The organism is Chryseobacterium sp. POL2 (genome assembly GCF_011058315.1).
Taxonomy (GTDB): domain Bacteria; phylum Bacteroidota; class Bacteroidia; order Flavobacteriales; family Weeksellaceae; genus Soonwooa.
In genome coordinates this window covers 1-16,555 of the sequence record NZ_CP049298.1, presented here as the reverse complement: position 1 = coordinate 16,555, position 16,555 = coordinate 1, and the positions used below count along the sequence as shown (strand labels likewise).

Genomic DNA, 16,555 nt, shown 5'->3' with positions numbered 1-16,555 from the left:
AACCCAAATTGAGTAAACCCTTAGAAGTATAAAATAATATAACCGCTGTGTTTTCCAAAAATTTTAAGTTCATAAAAAATAAAACTAAAATTTCATCAAACTAATTTAGTTATTGACTATCAAAACCTTACAACAAACTACCCATGCGGGTAGTTGTTGAACTACCTCAAAACTACCTTGAAAAAATTCAGTTTTAGAAGTAATTAAGAGCATTTTTGCCCTAGATTGAAAAAACAGGATTTCGATTCTAAAAAAACTAAACTTTTATCCACTAATACTAAAAACCATGCTTAGAAGAAAGTGTTCAATTCTTTTACTGTTTGGGGCAACCTTATTCCCTATTGCCCAGTTCAATGGACAAATTGGTCAAATCACTTCTGTAATTAGTATCGCTAGCAAGTACGCGACTTTATTAAAATCTAATCAGAATGATGTTATCTACGCCGATGAAAACCTCGATCAAGAGATTGAAGATCATGTTAAGATAGCCATTATCCCTTTTAACACGACCATTAGCTACATAAAACCTCCAGAATATACCGAGGAAGAGGCAGAAACACAATTTGAAAATCAACAAATGGTAGGCAAATTGTTGCAAGAACAATTTTGGGATGTTTTCGACAATTACAAATCCGAAATTTATCTTCAGGACATTAGGATTACCAATAAACTTCTTCAGGATATTGGCTATTTTCTACATCCAGGAGATTTTCCGCCTTCTTATTTAGCTAAATTATTAAATGTAGACGCCGTTCTTATATGTACCTATGACTTAGAAGTTGATAACCAAAAAACGGGTTGGCAGAATTTATCTAAAGCGATGAGCGATTTGGCAATTTCTCAACTTAAAGGAAATATCCCTGGTATCCACGCATTAAAATTTATTAAAAACCCAAATGCTTTAATAGATGTTATTACAAAGCCAGGCGAATTTTTCCAAAAGTTGAAATCTGGTGATATTGCCGCGATTACATCTATTGCCGGAGCCCTTTTACCAGAAGGTAATTGGCAAAAAGTTGCCGAAATTGCGGCTAAGAATTCGAAAACGATAAACAAACTAGCAAAGGGAGATACCTCCAACTTATTCAGTGATTTGGTTTCGAATAACGCATCACTTTTAGGAAGCGAGCTTAATCTTAATCCACAAGTTGTAAAGCTTATCCAAAACAACACCAAGATTGTACAGAATGTGATGGACGGCAATACCAAAGGAATTATGTTTGATATTATCTCCAGCAATGTTGGAAGTATTACCAGCAAATATGCGGGAGAACAAAATTCGTTTCTGAATACAGCTATTAGCAACAACGCAAGTATTATTGCAAAACTAGCAACTGGTGATACGAGTAACCTTTTGCAAAATGTTTTAGATAAAAACATTGGACAAGTTACCAGCATGATTGGTGGTAACAACGCATCATTTTATTCAAATTTAATTTTAAATAATAAAGATCTGGTAGGTAAAGCGCTGAAAGGTGACTTTACATCATTAACTACAGATCTGTTGGTTAACAATATTTCTTTAATCGGGGAAAAACTACCTCTCGGTGAAGCACAAAAATATGCAGCGCTACTGGCGAACAAAGATGCCGTAAAAGGACTTCTTTCTGGAAACACGCAATCCATTATCACAACTTTAACACAAAGTGGTGCACAACTTTTTGGTGACCAAATCGGAAATGCTGACGTTCAGAAATTTGCAAAACTGATTGCTAACAACAAAGACTTTATACAAAGTACGCTGGATGGGGATCCTAAAAAAATGCTGAACTCGCTACTTAGTAAAGACAGTAACATTTTAGGAACCGCTTTGAGTAGTGCGCAGTTAGGGAAATTCGGGGAAATACTTAACAACAACTCAGATATTATTGTGAAGTTAGCATCTGGCGATACTTCAAATCTTTTACAAGATGTTTTAAGTAAAAACATTTCGAGTTTATCAGGCGTTGTGGCAAATAATTCGTCTTCGTTCTACACGGATTTAATTGTTAAAAATCAGAGTTTAATCAGCAAAGCGATGAGCGGTGATCTTTCATCTTTCACCACCGATCTATTAATGAACAATACATCTTTGATAGGCGAATTGTTACCTGCTGAAGAAGCACAAAAATATGGCGCTTTACTCAATAACAAAGATGCTATAAAAGGTCTTTTGTCTGGCGATACACAATCTATTGTTACAACACTGTCGGAGCAAGGTTTGGCATTATTTGGTGATCAGATAGGAAATGTTGACGTACAGAAATTTGCAAAGTTAGTGGGCGATAATAAAGAATTCTTAAGAAGTGCTGTAAACGGAGACACCAAAAATATGTTATCTTCCCTATTCTCCAAAGACAGCAAAATTTTGGGAACAGTTCTGGACAAAAATCAATTGGGCGAATTTGGAAATATCTTGATTGACAATACAGAACTTATCGGCAAACTAGCTTCTGGCGATGCATCTGATGCTCTTAAAGACGCGCTCACGAACAATGTTGGCAGATTGGTAGGAAGCATCGGTGATGAGTCAACATCGTTCTACACCAATTTAATCCTAAAAAATAAAGACAATGTTAGCAGCATTATAAATGGTGATATTTCTGGGTTGGTAAATCTCGCTTTGACTAATAGCACTGTCATTTTGGGAGACAAACTCAATACAGATGAAGCTCAAAAATACACATCCATATTATTAGACAAAAACAATATTTCAGGTTTGTTACATCTCAACCAAGATGAAATACTTAACAATCTGACAAGTAATGCCAGTCAATTATTTGGTAATAATATTGAAGGTCTTGACATTCAAAAATTAGGATTATTTATCAGCAATAACAAAGATTTCATCAGTAATATTAACAGTGGAAATATTAGCAATATTGTAACGTCATTATTACAACAAAATAGGAATCTTTTCGGAATAGAGCTTAACTTCAGCCAGATTGGTCAATTTGCACAAATTGTTAGCAGTACGACAGGCGTTCTTGGAAATCTACTAAAAGACGATTCGCCAACTGGCACTTTGAAAGCTTGGTTTTCAGACCTTAACCTAGGGCTTGACGACGTTGCAATGTCTAAAGCTTCTGATGCAATTCTTAATAACAAAGACGCTGTCGTTTCGCTTCTAAAAGGTGACAAAACAGCACTTTCAGGATTTTTAGGAAATAATGAAAAAGCAGCAGATATTCTGATTAATAATCGTTCAAAAATCAATAGTCTTTTAGGAATTTCTACAGATGAAGACTTTACAATCCTTAATAAAACACCAGAAGAAATTGAAGTTTTAGCTTATAAAATTTCAGAAAGCAAAGGCATTCTCAACGGAATTGTAAAAGGTGATGAGCAAGAAATCTTCGCCAACTTCGAAAGTCCAGAAATTAAAGAAGAATTGGGCATCGACAAGCATCTTTATAAACAAATTTCAAAAGGTTTAACCCAAGAACAAAAAACGGTAGCCGAAGTTATCGTTAACTCAAAAATCAATCAAATGTTACTCAACGATATGATTGATCTTCAGTTCTTTGATTTCGGAAGAGATGCGCTGTCACACAAATACGACAATGTGAGTTTAAGAGAAAAAACCTTCTCACAAACAACGGCATCTATCCTAGATCCAACGCTTGACCCGAAAGACAAATCGAAGTTTACCATCAACATTTTCGGTAAAGATGATGACAGGGTTCTATGGCAATATATCAACGAAAATTCTAAAACCAGAATTTATGATATGTCAAAAACTGTAGCCAATGTCATCAAACGACTTAACAAAAATTTCCCTTATTTCGAAAATAAATAATAACAAACAATCTTGAATCATGAAGAAACTTCTATTCACTGCATTTCTTTTGAGTGCTTTGCCACAACTAGATGCGCAAATGCTGATGCCACCAAGTAAGCAAGTTACAAAGGCGATTAAGAAAAACCCTCAACTCCTAAATGCCATCAATGCTAATCCTCAGCTTGTTAATTCATTAAATATGAACGAAAAGCTTTTAGATGCAGTAGTTGATGAACCTCAAATCTTAAATTTGGTAACAAACATTCCTGCAATTATCAATACGATAAATGCTAGCCCAGATTTTTTAAAAATGTTAACCAAAAATGACGATGTTGTTTTAGCATTAAGCATGAATCCAAATATTGTCAACACGCTTAACAGCAACCCTGGCTTAATCGATGCTTTGGTAAAAAAACCAAAAAACATCAATATGATTTCAGCATCTGCTAATACATCAACACCAGCTGCAAATACAAATAATACAGCTAATGCTATCACAACCGCTGTAACTACAATTACAGAACAACCAAAAAAGAAAAAAGGCTCTGGTGTAGGTAATATTTTACTAAGCGCAGCCACAGGAGGCGTACTTGGCGGAGATCCGTTAACTGGTATTTTATTTCAAAAAAGTACAGATATTCAAAAAAGCTTGGACAAGTCAAAGAACAAAAATATCTTTTTATCCAAGCGTTATGACGACTATATCAAAGAACACAAAACCATTGCTATTCTCCCTTTTTCAGTAGAAATTGAGGGTGAAAACAAAAAGCAAATTACCAGTAAAAAAGAACGTGTAAGAAACGAAAAAGAAATCGAGGAAAAAATCCAAGAGAGTCTTTACAAATTCTTACTTAGAAATCAAGACAAATATTCCATTGAATTCCAAGACATTAGCACCACTAATTTAAAACTAAAAAATAGTGGCATTATGCCAACGCTTTACACAACTTCAAAAGAAGAAATCGCTAAAGCTTTGGGCGTAGATGCTGTAATTGCAGGTGACTTTGATCAACAAATGAAAAATAAAGACAGCAAATCTGGCGTTATCAAAATCACTTTATTCGATGGAAAAACCGGCGATTGGGTTTGGAAACTTGACGAAAATGCAGGGTCTAAATATTCTCTAATCGATGAAACGGACAAGCTTATGAACAATCTTATGGAAAAGGTCGTTAACTACTTCCCTTACCGTACAGCAAAATAACAAAAAAAGCAAGTAGGTGATTTGTATTGTTTGAACTAAGGAAAAATTGTAACAATCATTCGACAAGTCAATATTTTGTAGAAAACTTCGTATTTGAACACAATCCGAAATCAAGAAAACTTAAAGTTTTTCAATCTAACATCTATAAAATAAAAACTGCTAAAAGGATATTACTACTTGCTTTATCGTCTTCCTGTAGCCTAGGTCGAATGAATTGTTACTTTTTTTAAAGTTTAAAATTTAAAAAACACTAATACTATCTATATAATTAATCATTTTTTTTAGTTAACCAAAAACAAATCGGGAGCAACATTGTTACTCCCGATTGTTTGTTTTATAAGGCTTTTAAATTTTAAAGCGCTAAGGCTTTTTGATAAGCATTTTCAATTCCGTCAAGATTTTTACCACCTGCGGTTGCAAAACCTGGATTTCCGCCGCCGCCGCCTTGGATTTCCTTCGCTAAATTTTTCACGATAGCTCCCGCTTGGTAGGTTTTTTCTAAATCTGCAGAAACGCCAACCGTAATCATTGGTTTTCCATCGGCATCAGAAAGAATAATGGTTACAGAATTTGGAATTTCACGTTTCAATTCAAAGACGATATCTTTTACAGAAGCGGCATCCAAAGATGTTTTCTTTACTAAGAGTTGCTTGTCGCCTTTTTGTTCGTAAGCGTTTTTCCAGTCGGATATTTCACCTTTTGCTTTTTCTTTTTTGAAAGCGTCTAATTCAGCTTTTAAACTGTGGTTTTCTTCCAATAATTTTTCAACAGATTTTAAAACATCTTTCGATTTTAGCAACTGAGATAGTTCTGAAATTTGATGTTCTAAAGATTGGTAATATTCTTGAGCTTTATCGCCAGAAATAGCTTCAATTCTTCTGATTCCCGCTGCTGCAGACGCTTCGGAAACCAATTTGAAGTGACCAATTTCACCCGTTGATTTTACATGCGTTCCTCCACAAAGTTCTTTAGACGATCCAAACTGAATCATTCTTACATTATCACCGTATTTTTCACCAAATAAAGCCATTGCACCTTTATCCAAAGCTTCTTGAATAGGAATGCTTCTGAATTCTTGCAAAGCGATATTTTCTTTGATTTTAGCATTTACTTTTTGCTCTACCAAAGCCAATTCTTCTTCATTCATCTTAGAAAAATGCGAGAAGTCGAAACGCAAATAATCTGGACCTACATAAGAGCCTTTTTGCTCTACGTGAGTTCCCAAAACATCTCTCAAAGCTTCGTGCAACAAGTGAGTTCCGCTATGGTTGGCTTGAGAATTTCTTCTGTCGGAAGCGTTTACTTTAGCGTAAAAAACAGCGCTTGCATCTTTTGGAAGTTCCTTAATTAAAGAAATAATCAAGTTATTTTCTTTTTTAGTTTCTAAAACTTCGATGTTTTCAATGGCGTTTTCTAAACTTCCTTTATCACCAACTTGTCCACCACCTTCAGGATAGAAAGGCGTATTATCGAGAACAATTTGGTAGAATTCACCGTCTTTATTTTCAATTTTTCTGTAACGTGTAATCGTTACTTCGTTTTCTGTTTTGTCGTAACCAACGAAATTTTCAGGTTTTTCTTCCAAAACCACCCAATCGTAAACTTTAGCAGCAGAATCTTTTTTAGATCGTTGCTTTTGTTTTTGCATTTCCGCTTCGAAACCAGCTTCATCAATGGTTAAACCTTTTTCTTCCGCAATAATTCTCGTTAAATCGTCTGGAAAACCGTAAGTGTCATATAACTCGAAAACCTCTTCACTTGGAAGTACTTTTTCGTTCTTAGCGATGGTTTGTTCAATGAGTTTTTCAACACGTACCAAGCCACTTTCAATGGTTTTTAGGAAAGATTCTTCTTCACTTTTAATCACTTCCGTTACAATGACGCCTTGTTTTTCAAGTTCTGGGAAGAATTTACCCATTTGAGCTTTCAAAACTGAAACTAATTCGAAAAGGAAAGCTTCTTTCATACCCAAGAAACGGTAAGCGTAAGAAATTCCTCTTCTTAAAATCCTACGAATCACGTAGCCAGCGCCGTTGTTAGAAGGCAATTGTCCGTCTGCAATAGCGAAAGAAACCGCACGAATATGATCTACAACCACACGAATTGCGATATCTTTTTCGTCGGTTAAAATTCCGGTATATTTTTTTCCTGAAAGTTCTTCAACCTTAGCAATTAAAGGTGTGAAAACATCAGTGTCGTAATTCGATTCTTTGTGTTGTAAAGCCATACAAAGACGCTCGAAGCCCATTCCGGTGTCGATGTGTTTTGCAGGAAGATTTTCTAAACTTCCGTCTGCTTTACGGTTGTATTGCATGAAAACAAGATTCCAGATTTCCACCACTTGAGGATGGTCGTTGTTCACCAATTCAAGACCAGAAACTTTTGCTTTTTCTTCATCCGTTCTTAAATCCACGTGAATTTCTGAACAGGGTCCACAAGGTCCACTTGCACCCATTTCCCAGAAATTGTCTTTCTTATTTCCGTTGATGATGCGGCTTTCGTCGATATGCGCTTTCCAGAAATCGTAAGCTTCGGTATCTCTAGCTAAATTTTCGGAAGCGTCGCCTTCAAAAATAGTGACGTAAAGATTTTCCTTTGGAATTCCGTAAACTTTCGTCAATAATTCCCAAGCCCAATCGATGGCTTCTTTCTTGAAATAATCGCCAAAAGACCAGTTTCCTAGCATTTCGAACATGGTATGGTGATAGGTATCACGACCAACATCGTCCAGATCGTTATGTTTTCCTGAAACTCTTAAACATTTTTGAGTGTCGGCAATTCTAGAGGCTTTTGGTTCTTTGTATCCTAAAAAATAATCTTTAAACTGCGTCATTCCAGAGTTGGAAAACATTAAAGTGGAATCATCTTTCAAAACAATAGGCGCAGAAGGCACAATAAGGTGTTCTTTGCTTTTGAAAAAGTCTAAAAATTGCTGGCGTATTTCTTGTGAAGTCATATTTTTGGCTTTAAGCAAAAAGCTATAGGCTTTAAGCGTTTTCTAAGTTGGCAAATTTAGTGATTTTTAAAGAGTTTAGGAATAAAAAAAACAAGCTTTTCTTATTTTAAAATGGCTTTTTGCAGAGCCTTGTTAGGGCTTTGAGCCCTAACAAGGCTTAAATTGGGATTGCGGCCGCGATAGAAGCGGCATCCTTTTATTGAAAGCTTTGGGAAAAGGAAAGGCTCAATAAAAGATATAGCGGATAGCGCGAATTGTCCGCCCAAAAAAAATTATAAATCAGAACTTATTTTTTGATTTTAACTATTTATAATGTCTAAATATTCCAAAGTCGGACGGTGACCAAAGTGCTGCTTTTTGTCCTGCTGCCTTCAGCGCATTATTTGCCCAGGTATTGCAAGTATAGAGAAAACTATAACTTCCATTGGCGTCATAGAACGCGTCATCTTTACCATAAACAGCGTCTGTAGGAATTAAAACATATTTTCCGTTAGTATCTTTAACAAATTTTTTGTCGATAAAGGCTATCAAATTTTTATACTGTTTTTCGGTAAGCATCATTCTTTTACAATCGTTGCCTTCTTTCATGGTGTTGTAAAAAGTGACATGCATAGCCGAATCGCTTAACCAAAATGCAGCATTGAAAGCAGTTGAAAATTTGAGATCCGCCCAAGTCGGCGTATCCAAATAAAAGCCCTTGTCGCCCCAACCGAAAGAAGTGTATTTGAAATCCGTTTGTTTCCCTTTGGTATTCGCGTATAAAATTTTGGTGCTCCAATCGATGTGTGAAGTTTTTGTTGGCACAACAATATCCGTATGGACACCATTGGTCAGAATATAGACTTCGACAACTTTGGGATTCTTGGTTTCCTCGGCTTGGACAGGAATCATGGGTAGCAAAAACGCTAAAATGAGATACAAAAAAACGGCACCGATGATAAGGCCAATCATTTTTAAAACTTTGATTAGTATTTTTTTCATTAACTGAATTTAAAAAAATAAATATAGAATAAAATTTAAAATTTTTAACATAAAAAAATAATATTCTTAACACGCGAAATAAGCAATTTCGGGCAGATAAATACAAATTATTCTATGCAAAATAGAGAGAAAAAGCCTCGATTGAGATTCAGGCTAAAAGTACACCAAAAAAATCTAATCTGACAGGAAATCCAAGTTGCGCTTAAGCCCAGCAAATTTGGTTCTCTTAACAGGCGATTTTTTGAAAACCGAAGAAAAAATCTCTTGCGTCATCTCTATCCATTCTTTTTTGGTGAAATTTTGTAGAGCTTCATTAGGCTGAAACTTTTCTTCTAAAGTGGGTGCCGAAAAACGATTCCAAGGACAGACATCTTGACAAATATCGCATCCGAACATCCAATTTTCCATTTTATTTTTGAAAAAAGACGGGATTTCTTCTTTTAATTCTATGGTGGCGTAAGAAATACATTTGGATCCATCGATTAACTTATCGCTGACAATCGCATTGGTAGGGCAAGCCTCAATACATTTGCGACAAGTCCCACAATGGTCGGTTGTTGGATTGTCATAAACTAGATCCAAATCACAAATTATTTCCGCTAAAAAATAAAAAGAACCATTTTGTTTTGTAATAAGATTTGCGTTTTTGCCAACCCATCCAATGCCTGATTTTTTTGCCCAAGCCCGCTCCAAAACTGGCGCTGAATCTACAAAAACACGACATTCGAAATCGCCAATCTCATCCCGAAGCTCCAAAATCATTTCGCGTAGAATTTCTTTAATAACTTCGTGATAATCTTGTCCGTAGGCGTATTTTGAGATTTTCTGAAATTTATTTTCAAAAATATCTTCTTTGGGAAAATAGTTATAACTTAACGATATAATCGATTTTGAACCTTCTACCAACAATCTTGGATCAAGACGTTTGTCAAAATAATTTTCCATGTACTGCATTTCGCCTTGGTAATTATTTTTTAGCCATTCTTCTAAACGAGGTGCTTCTTCTTCCAAAAATTCTGATTTGGAAATACCGCAAGACTGAAAGCCAAATTTCTTAGCTTTCTCTTTGATAAGTTGTGTATTTTGTGCATTAAAAATCACTGCTGCAAAGTTATAATTAAATATAAAATTTTCGATGAAATTAAATTTTAAAAGTTTTTACTAAAATTTATAATTGTTGAAAAGTTGAATCCAAAAATTAAATTGTAGTTTTGTTTAATAACAATAAAAAAAAATTAAAATGGCAATTGAAGATATCCTATTATCGGGAAATTATCATCTCATCGATGTTCGCGAACCTATGGAATTGGAAATGGATGGTCACATCGAAGAAGCACAAAATATTCCGTTAGGCGAGTTGGAAGATCGTAAACAAGAAATTCTTAACCTAAGTGGTACAAAAATATTTTTCTGCCGAAGCGGAAATCGTTCTGGAAAAGCTACAGAATATTTCAAGGCAGAAGGTTTGACAGATGTTTACAATGGTGGGGCTTATAGTGATTTGAGCGAAGTTCTTGAAAATCTTAAACAATAATTTTCTTTAAAATATCTAACAAGATGAGCATTAAAGAAAGTTTGATCATAGAAATGCAACGCGAAACAGATAATACGAAACGTCTGTTGGAGCGTCTTAACCAAGACCACTGGACTTGGAAACCTCATGAAAAATCGATATCTGCAGGTGCATTAGCAAAACATATTGTAGAGCTGCAATCGTGGTTACCAAATGCGCTGGAAGGCGATTCTTTCAATTATGCAACCGATTACCAACCTAACCCATCAGCTACTTTTGAAGAACTTATCCAAATTTTAGAAGCGGGTTTAGCAAAAAACATCGAATTTGCAAATTCTAAATCCGATGAGTTTTGGTTTGACGAATGGACTTTCAAATATGGAGAACATGTTATCGGTGTGATGCAAAAAATGGGCGCTTACCGATTTGTCATCACCAATCATTTGATCCATCACAGAGGACAACTTAGTGTGTATCTAAGATTATTAGACATTCCTGTTCCGGGAATCTATGGACCTTCAGCAGATGAGACGATGTAATTTGAGTTCGTTTATATAAAATAAAAGGTGGGAAAATTTCCCACCTTTTTATTTTTTGCCACCTCCCATAAATTTGGAAAGCAACCAAATAATCAAAGCAATACCTCCAAACATGAGTATAAACGCCCACCACATTCCTGCTTTAAAAATAGTATTAATGGCTTCGCAACTTGTTAAAATGGAAAGTGCAAATATTGCAATAATTCCTAGTGATAATTTTTTCATAATAATGGTGATTGAATGTTAGGCTAAAATCTAAGCAAGAATATTGCCATTAAAAAATCCCGCTCAAGGAACGGGATTTTTAAGTATTAATAATTTAGATGTATTAAATTACACCTAATTCTTTTCCAACTTTTTCGAAAGCAGCAATGGCTTTATCCAAATGTGCTCTGGTATGTGCCGCAGATAACTGAACTCTAATTCTCGCTTTGCCCTTTGGAACAACTGGATAGAAGAATCCGATTACATAAATACCTTCATCCATCAGTTTTTCCGCCATATTCTGAGATAGTGGTGCATCGTACAACATTACAGGAACAATAGCAGCATCACCATCTGGGATATCAAAACCTTTTGCTTTCATTTCGGTTCTAAAATAAGATGCATTTTCCATCACCTTATCTCTTAGGCTTGTATCATCCGAAATCATATCCAAAACTTTTGAAGCTGCACCCACGATACCTGGCGCCAAAGAATTTGAGAATAAATAAGGTCTTGATCTTTGGCGAAGCATGTCGATAATTTCTTTTTTTCCCGAAGTAAAACCTCCCAAAGCACCACCTAAAGCTTTTCCTAAAGTTGATGTGATAATGTCCACACGTCCCATAACCTCGTTAGCTTCGTGCGTACCACGGCCTGTTTTCCCGATGAATCCAGTTGCATGAGAGTCATCCACCATCACCAAAGCGTCATATTTGTCTGCCAAATCACAAACACCTTTAAGATCCGCAACAATGCCATCCATTGAGAAAACACCGTCTGTTACGATAATTTTGAAACGATGATCTTTTTTTGAAGCCTCAATAAGTTGCGCTTCCAGATCTTCCATATTGTTGTTTTTGTAACGGTATCTTGCAGCTTTACACAACCTTACGCCATCAATAATTGAAGCATGATTGAGCTCGTCGGAAATTATGGCATCTTCTTCGGTAAACAATGGTTCGAAAACCCCACCATTGGCATCAAAACACGCTGCATAAAGAATGGTATCTTCAAGACCTAAGAATTTAGAAATCTTAGCTTCCAAATCTTTGTGTATATCTTGTGTTCCGCAAATGAAACGTACGGACGACATCCCATAACCATGTGATGCAATGGCATCTTGTGACGCTTTCATCACTTCAGAGTTGTTAGAAAGTCCTAGGTAGTTGTTGGCACAGAAGTTGAGTAGCTTCTTTCCATTAGCTTCAATTTCCGCAGATTGTTGAGATGTAATAATACGTTCTCTTTTATAAAGTCCATCGTTTTCGATGTTTTGTAATTCGTTTTGTAAATATTCCAAATACTTGTTAGAAATCATAATTGCTATATTTTCGATTTTAACAAAAATACGAAAAAAGCTGCCGTTATAAAAACGATTTTAAATATTTAAATCTAAATAAAACCAAAAACTAACGCATAAAAAAACCACTCCGAAGAATGGTTTTAATATTGAAAAATTTAATTTGAAATATTGCATTTTAGACTGTTTAATTTGATTTAATTTCGCTCAACTATTAAACTTAATAACGAATCTTTGTCTAAAGTGTTTTGATATATTAATTGCAAAACTAATGCAAGTCCAGAGTTAACATTGGTTAAATATTCCACAAATATTCATAAATGATACTATCATTTTTTATTCCTCTTCCTCACCCATGAGATAGCCCCAAGCTTTGGTATGGTCTATCCTATCGAAAACAATTTTGGCAATTGCTAAAATCGGAATCGTTAACAGCATCCCTGAAATCCCCCAAAGCATTTCTCCTATAACCAAACCGATGATAACAACTAAAGAATTAATTTTAACTTTCGAGCCTACAACTTTTGGCATGATGATATTGGCGTCGATCGCATGAATAATTATGATAGAAATAACAAGGAACAAAACACTGCTCAAACCTGATGTTGCGAACGTAATTAAAACACCAATTAACAAAACAGTAAAAATCCCAATATATGGAAGAATGTTAAGAACACCTGTCAAAACGGCTAACATGACATTGTATTTTATCCCGATAATCGTAAAGGCAATGAATGACAAAATCATCACAAGCAGCATTTGTAAAAACAAACCTACAAGATATTTTTTCACCATAAACTGAATGTTTTCTACCACTTCGTAGACCAAATTTTTATGACTATCATCACTGAAGCTCATGACCAGAAAAAGCACCAGTCGACTTCGATAGATTAGAAAAAATAAAGTAAACAAAAATGTGAATGCCGAAATCATCAAAACATAAGAAACCGAACTGACAATTTTTTCAAGAATAGCCGTCCCTGTGCTGATGCTTTTTCTGGCGGTATCGTTAATATAAGTTAATTGCTCACTTTGTTTAACACCAAAAGTTTTATAAAACCAACTTTGCAATTGGTCGAACAAATCCATAATTTGTTTTTGAAAAGCTGGCCAATCTTGGGATAACTTCCCGATCTGCAACGCCATAACATACACAACTCCCGAAATTGCTAACATCGCCAAAATACATACAACAATGGATGCAAAACTCCTCGGAAGCCTAATTTTAGTTTCTAAAAATCGACATGCTGGTGTCAACAAAATTGAAAAAAGCAAACCCAAAATCATAGGCACAATAATGCGTTCGCCAAGTTTGGCTAAAAACCCCAAAACGACAATACTGACAAGTACACATGATAATTTTAGATAGAATGGAAAGGTTGTTTTCATGATGTTGGTGTTTTTAATCTGTTATTTTCCTATCAAAAAAACAGCAGGAATTTTATGTAAATCTGGTTTTTGTTTTGACCAATCTTTAATCGATTTTGTTTTTATAAATTCGTGTTCTGGATCGTTGATATTGGCGGCGACACACAACTGCGTCTGTGGCGAAAGAAATTTGCACAAATCTTCTAACATTTGGTTGTTACGATAAGGCGTTTCCATAAAAATTTGGGTAAAACCTGTCTTTTGCATCAAAGATTCGAGATGTTGGATTTGCTTTTTCTTTTCTTGTTTATCGATTGCTAAATAACCACTAAAACTGAATTGTTGCCCATTGAAACCACTCGCCACCAGAGCCAAAACAAAAGAACTTGGTCCATTGACAGGAATAACTTTTATGTTATGTTGGTGGCTCCATTTCACCATGATATTTCCTGGATCACCGATACAGGGCAGTCCAGCTTCTGACAACAAACCAAAATCGACATCCGATTTCATCAAGTCTTGCGCGTCTTTTAAATCTGCAGTTTCGGAATATTTATCGAGTACATAAAGTTTTAATTCGGATTGTTTTTTTTCGGGTGCAAAAAATTTGATCACGCGACGCGCTGTTTTTTCGTTTTCCACAAAAAAATGATCTAGATTCATAATAATCTCACGGATTGTCGGCGCAAAATAATCAATCGGTGAATTTTCTGACAAATACGCAGGTAATAAATACAGCATTTAGTTGGTTTTAAAATTAAGTTTAATATCCTTTGCGATGATGTCACAGGCTTTATCTAACATTTGATAAACTTTTTCAAAATCGGACATCTCGCCCCAATACGGATCCGGAACTTCGTTATCATTCCCCGTTTCCAAAACATCCAAAATCAAGCTTACTTTTCGACGATGTTCTTTGGTCTTTGCCATAGAAATAGCATCTTCAAGATTATGAAGATCCATACAATAAATACGATCAAAATCATCAAAATCCTTCGAAGTAATTGGTCTTGAGCGATGCTCGCTAATGTCGATATGATGATTGTCAGCCGTTTTTATAGAACGCTTATCGGCCTTTTCGCTTTCGTGCATAGCGATAGTTCCGGCGCTATCAATATCATGATCGTTAGAAAGTTTACTTCTTAAGATACCTTCGGCTAAAGGGCTTCGACAAATATTCCCTAAACAAAGCATTAAAATTTTCATGTGATGAATTTATAAAAAAAGAAAAGGATTTAAAAAATTTTAAACCCTTTTTATAGTATTATTTTACATCGATTAATGATTGATACGCTCTTTCAAATCTTTGATGTATTTTTTAATTTCTTTATCAATCTTTGATACGTCGCGAATGGTATCGCAAGCATACATGACCGTCGAATGGTCTTTTCCGCCCATTTCTTCGCCTATTTTGGTAAATGTAGAATTGGTATATTCTTTAGCAAAATACATAGCTAACTGTCTGGGCAAAGCAATTTCTCTTTTTCTAGATTTTGACAACAGCAACTCTCTGTTGATTCCAAAATATTCGCAAACCACTTCTTGGATATAGGGAATATTGATGGTTTTCTTTTGAGTCGTTGCAATTTTGTTGATTGTTTCTTTTAAAAGTTCTAAACTTAAATCCGATTTGTAAACCGTAGAATATGCAATCACAGAATTGATAACGCCCATCAATTCGCGAACATTGGTTTTCACCTCAGTTGCTAAGAAATCCAACATATCATCTGTTAGCACAATCCCATCGCGACTCAATTTATCAACGATAATTTGGCGTCTTGTCTCGAAGTTTGGTGATTTGATCTCTGCAGTTAATCCCCATTTGAAACGAGAAACAATACGTTCCTGGATGTCCATAATATCGGCTGGTGCTTTATCAGATGTTAATATAATCTGTTTTCCATTTTGGTGGAGATAATCAAAAACATGGAAAAAGCTATCTTGTGTTGCCGCTTTTCCTGACAAAAACTGAATATCATCAATGATTAAAACATCAACCAATTGATAATAATTTTGGAAATCTGTTTTGTTTTGAGACTTCGCTGCTTTTATAAAGTCTTGAATAAATTTTTCTGAAGATTGGTACAATACCACTTTATCTGGACAAGAGTTTTTAACTTCTAATCCGATAGCTTGTGCCAAATGCGTTTTCCCTACACCATAACCACCATGCACAAATAAAGGGTTAAAAGCTGTCGAGCCAGGACGTTTTGCAATGGTTTTCCCTACTGTTGCAGCCAACTTATTGCTCTCACCTTCTACAAAATTATCAAAAGACAAATCAGCTTTTAGGTTAGACTCAATATTCACTTTTTTGATGCCCGGTACTACAAAAGGATTGATGTTAACTTCTTTCTGAACTGGTAATGCTTCCTGGATTTTTGGTGTTTGTGTGCTGTTGCCTTTTACATTAACTGTAATTGGCGCTTCTTGTCCTGTAGGCTTGTTTTCCATAACAGAATACCAAAGCTTAACACCTTTTCCAATATATTTTTTAAGTGCAGCAGATAACAAAGACAAGTAATTTTCTTCAATATATTCTTTATAAAAATCACTTGGGACAAATAACGTTAAATTATGATTCACTAAAGATAATGGTTTAACTTTATCAAATAATAAATCAAAAGAATTTTCCAATTTCTTAAGGTCAGAATGATCCTCCGCTGCATTGAGATTATCTCTCATAAACTGAAGGCATTTATCCCAAATTAAATTTAAATTTTCATCCAT

Annotated in this window: 13 protein-coding genes; 4 read left to right on the top strand and 9 right to left on the bottom strand. The window is 35.1% G+C overall.

The window, feature by feature from the left end; all coding sequences use genetic code 11:
- The first annotated feature begins 286 nt into the window (after window positions 1–286).
- Window positions 287–3,778 carry a hypothetical protein gene (locus G6R40_RS00065; RefSeq protein WP_165130379.1) on the top strand — a complete coding sequence of 1,164 codons (3,492 nt, stop codon included), beginning with the start codon at window positions 287–289 and terminating at the stop codon, window positions 3,776–3,778.
- 19 nt (window positions 3,779–3,797) lie between these two features.
- Window positions 3,798–4,964, top strand: coding sequence for a hypothetical protein (locus G6R40_RS00060; protein WP_165130377.1), 1,167 nt, complete (start codon window positions 3,798–3,800; stop codon window positions 4,962–4,964).
- 352 nt (window positions 4,965–5,316) lie between these two features.
- Here the strand turns inward: G6R40_RS00060 and alaS are convergent, their stop codons facing one another.
- From alaS to queG, 3 genes are all read right to left on the bottom strand, one after another.
- Complete coding sequence (alaS, locus tag G6R40_RS00055; protein ID WP_165130375.1) at window positions 5,317–7,920, bottom strand: alanine--tRNA ligase; 2,604 nt, start codon at window positions 7,918–7,920, stop codon at window positions 5,317–5,319.
- Window positions 7,921–8,223: 303 nt separating this feature from the next.
- Entirely contained in the window at window positions 8,224–8,901 is a 678-nt protein-coding gene (locus G6R40_RS00050) for a TIGR02117 family protein (RefSeq protein ID WP_165130373.1), read from the bottom strand.
- 174 nt (window positions 8,902–9,075) lie between these two features.
- Window positions 9,076–10,002, bottom strand: a complete 927-nt coding sequence (queG, locus tag G6R40_RS00045) for a tRNA epoxyqueuosine(34) reductase QueG (RefSeq protein ID WP_165130371.1) — start codon at window positions 10,000–10,002, stop codon at window positions 9,076–9,078.
- Window positions 10,003–10,141: 139 nt separating this feature from the next.
- On the opposite strand from queG, the gene G6R40_RS00040 reads away from it, so the two are divergent.
- Window positions 10,142–10,435: a rhodanese-like domain-containing protein gene (locus G6R40_RS00040; protein WP_165130369.1), complete on the top strand. Its 294-nt coding sequence runs from the start codon at window positions 10,142–10,144 to the stop codon at window positions 10,433–10,435.
- A 23-nt stretch (window positions 10,436–10,458) separates the two neighbouring features.
- Window positions 10,459–10,953, top strand: a complete 495-nt coding sequence (locus G6R40_RS00035; protein WP_165130367.1) for a DinB family protein — start codon at window positions 10,459–10,461, stop codon at window positions 10,951–10,953.
- Window positions 10,954–11,001: 48 nt separating this feature from the next.
- Here the strand turns inward: G6R40_RS00035 and G6R40_RS00030 are convergent, their stop codons facing one another.
- The 6 genes from G6R40_RS00030 to dnaA all read right to left on the bottom strand — a co-directional run bounded on the left by G6R40_RS00030 (window position 11,002) and on the right by dnaA (window position 16,555).
- Window positions 11,002–11,178: a phosphatidate cytidylyltransferase gene (locus tag G6R40_RS00030; RefSeq protein ID WP_165130365.1), complete on the bottom strand. Its 177-nt coding sequence runs from the start codon at window positions 11,176–11,178 to the stop codon at window positions 11,002–11,004.
- A 103-nt stretch (window positions 11,179–11,281) separates the two neighbouring features.
- Entirely contained in the window at window positions 11,282–12,475 is a 1,194-nt protein-coding gene (gene kbl, locus G6R40_RS00025) for a glycine C-acetyltransferase (protein WP_165130363.1), read from the bottom strand.
- A gap of 318 nt (window positions 12,476–12,793) precedes the next feature.
- Window positions 12,794–13,846 (bottom strand): AI-2E family transporter, encoded by a 1,053-nt coding sequence (locus G6R40_RS00020; RefSeq protein ID WP_165130361.1) that lies wholly within the window; start codon window positions 13,844–13,846, stop codon window positions 12,794–12,796.
- 21 nt (window positions 13,847–13,867) lie between these two features.
- Entirely contained in the window at window positions 13,868–14,566 is a 699-nt protein-coding gene (locus tag G6R40_RS00015) for an SAM-dependent methyltransferase (RefSeq protein WP_165130359.1), read from the bottom strand.
- Window positions 14,567–15,031, bottom strand: a complete 465-nt coding sequence (locus G6R40_RS00010) for a low molecular weight protein-tyrosine-phosphatase (RefSeq protein ID WP_165130357.1) — start codon at window positions 15,029–15,031, stop codon at window positions 14,567–14,569.
- A gap of 72 nt (window positions 15,032–15,103) precedes the next feature.
- Window positions 15,104–16,555, bottom strand: coding sequence for a chromosomal replication initiator protein DnaA (gene dnaA, locus G6R40_RS00005; protein WP_165130355.1), 1,452 nt, complete (start codon window positions 16,553–16,555; stop codon window positions 15,104–15,106).

Excerpts from the sequence above, each read along its gene's own strand:
- G6R40_RS00065 (WP_165130379.1), top strand. The coding sequence starts at position 287 with ATGCTTAGAAGAAAGTGTTCAATTCTTTTACTGTTTGGGGCAACCTTA.
- G6R40_RS00060 (WP_165130377.1), top strand. The coding sequence starts at position 3,798 with ATGAAGAAACTTCTATTCACTGCATTTCTTTTGAGTGCTTTGCCACAA.
- alaS (WP_165130375.1), bottom strand. The coding sequence starts at position 7,920 with ATGACTTCACAAGAAATACGCCAGCAATTTTTAGACTTTTTCAAAAGC.
- G6R40_RS00050 (WP_165130373.1), bottom strand. The coding sequence starts at position 8,901 with ATGAAAAAAATACTAATCAAAGTTTTAAAAATGATTGGCCTTATCATC.
- G6R40_RS00040 (WP_165130369.1), top strand. The coding sequence starts at position 10,142 with ATGGCAATTGAAGATATCCTATTATCGGGAAATTATCATCTCATCGAT.
- G6R40_RS00035 (WP_165130367.1), top strand. The coding sequence starts at position 10,459 with ATGAGCATTAAAGAAAGTTTGATCATAGAAATGCAACGCGAAACAGAT.
- G6R40_RS00030 (WP_165130365.1), bottom strand. The coding sequence starts at position 11,178 with ATGAAAAAATTATCACTAGGAATTATTGCAATATTTGCACTTTCCATT.
- kbl (WP_165130363.1), bottom strand. The coding sequence starts at position 12,475 with ATGATTTCTAACAAGTATTTGGAATATTTACAAAACGAATTACAAAAC.
- G6R40_RS00020 (WP_165130361.1), bottom strand. The coding sequence starts at position 13,846 with ATGAAAACAACCTTTCCATTCTATCTAAAATTATCATGTGTACTTGTC.
- G6R40_RS00015 (WP_165130359.1), bottom strand. The coding sequence starts at position 14,566 with ATGCTGTATTTATTACCTGCGTATTTGTCAGAAAATTCACCGATTGAT.
- G6R40_RS00010 (WP_165130357.1), bottom strand. The coding sequence starts at position 15,031 with ATGAAAATTTTAATGCTTTGTTTAGGGAATATTTGTCGAAGCCCTTTA.
- dnaA (WP_165130355.1), bottom strand. The coding sequence starts at position 16,555 with ATGGATGAAAATTTAAATTTAATTTGGGATAAATGCCTTCAGTTTATG.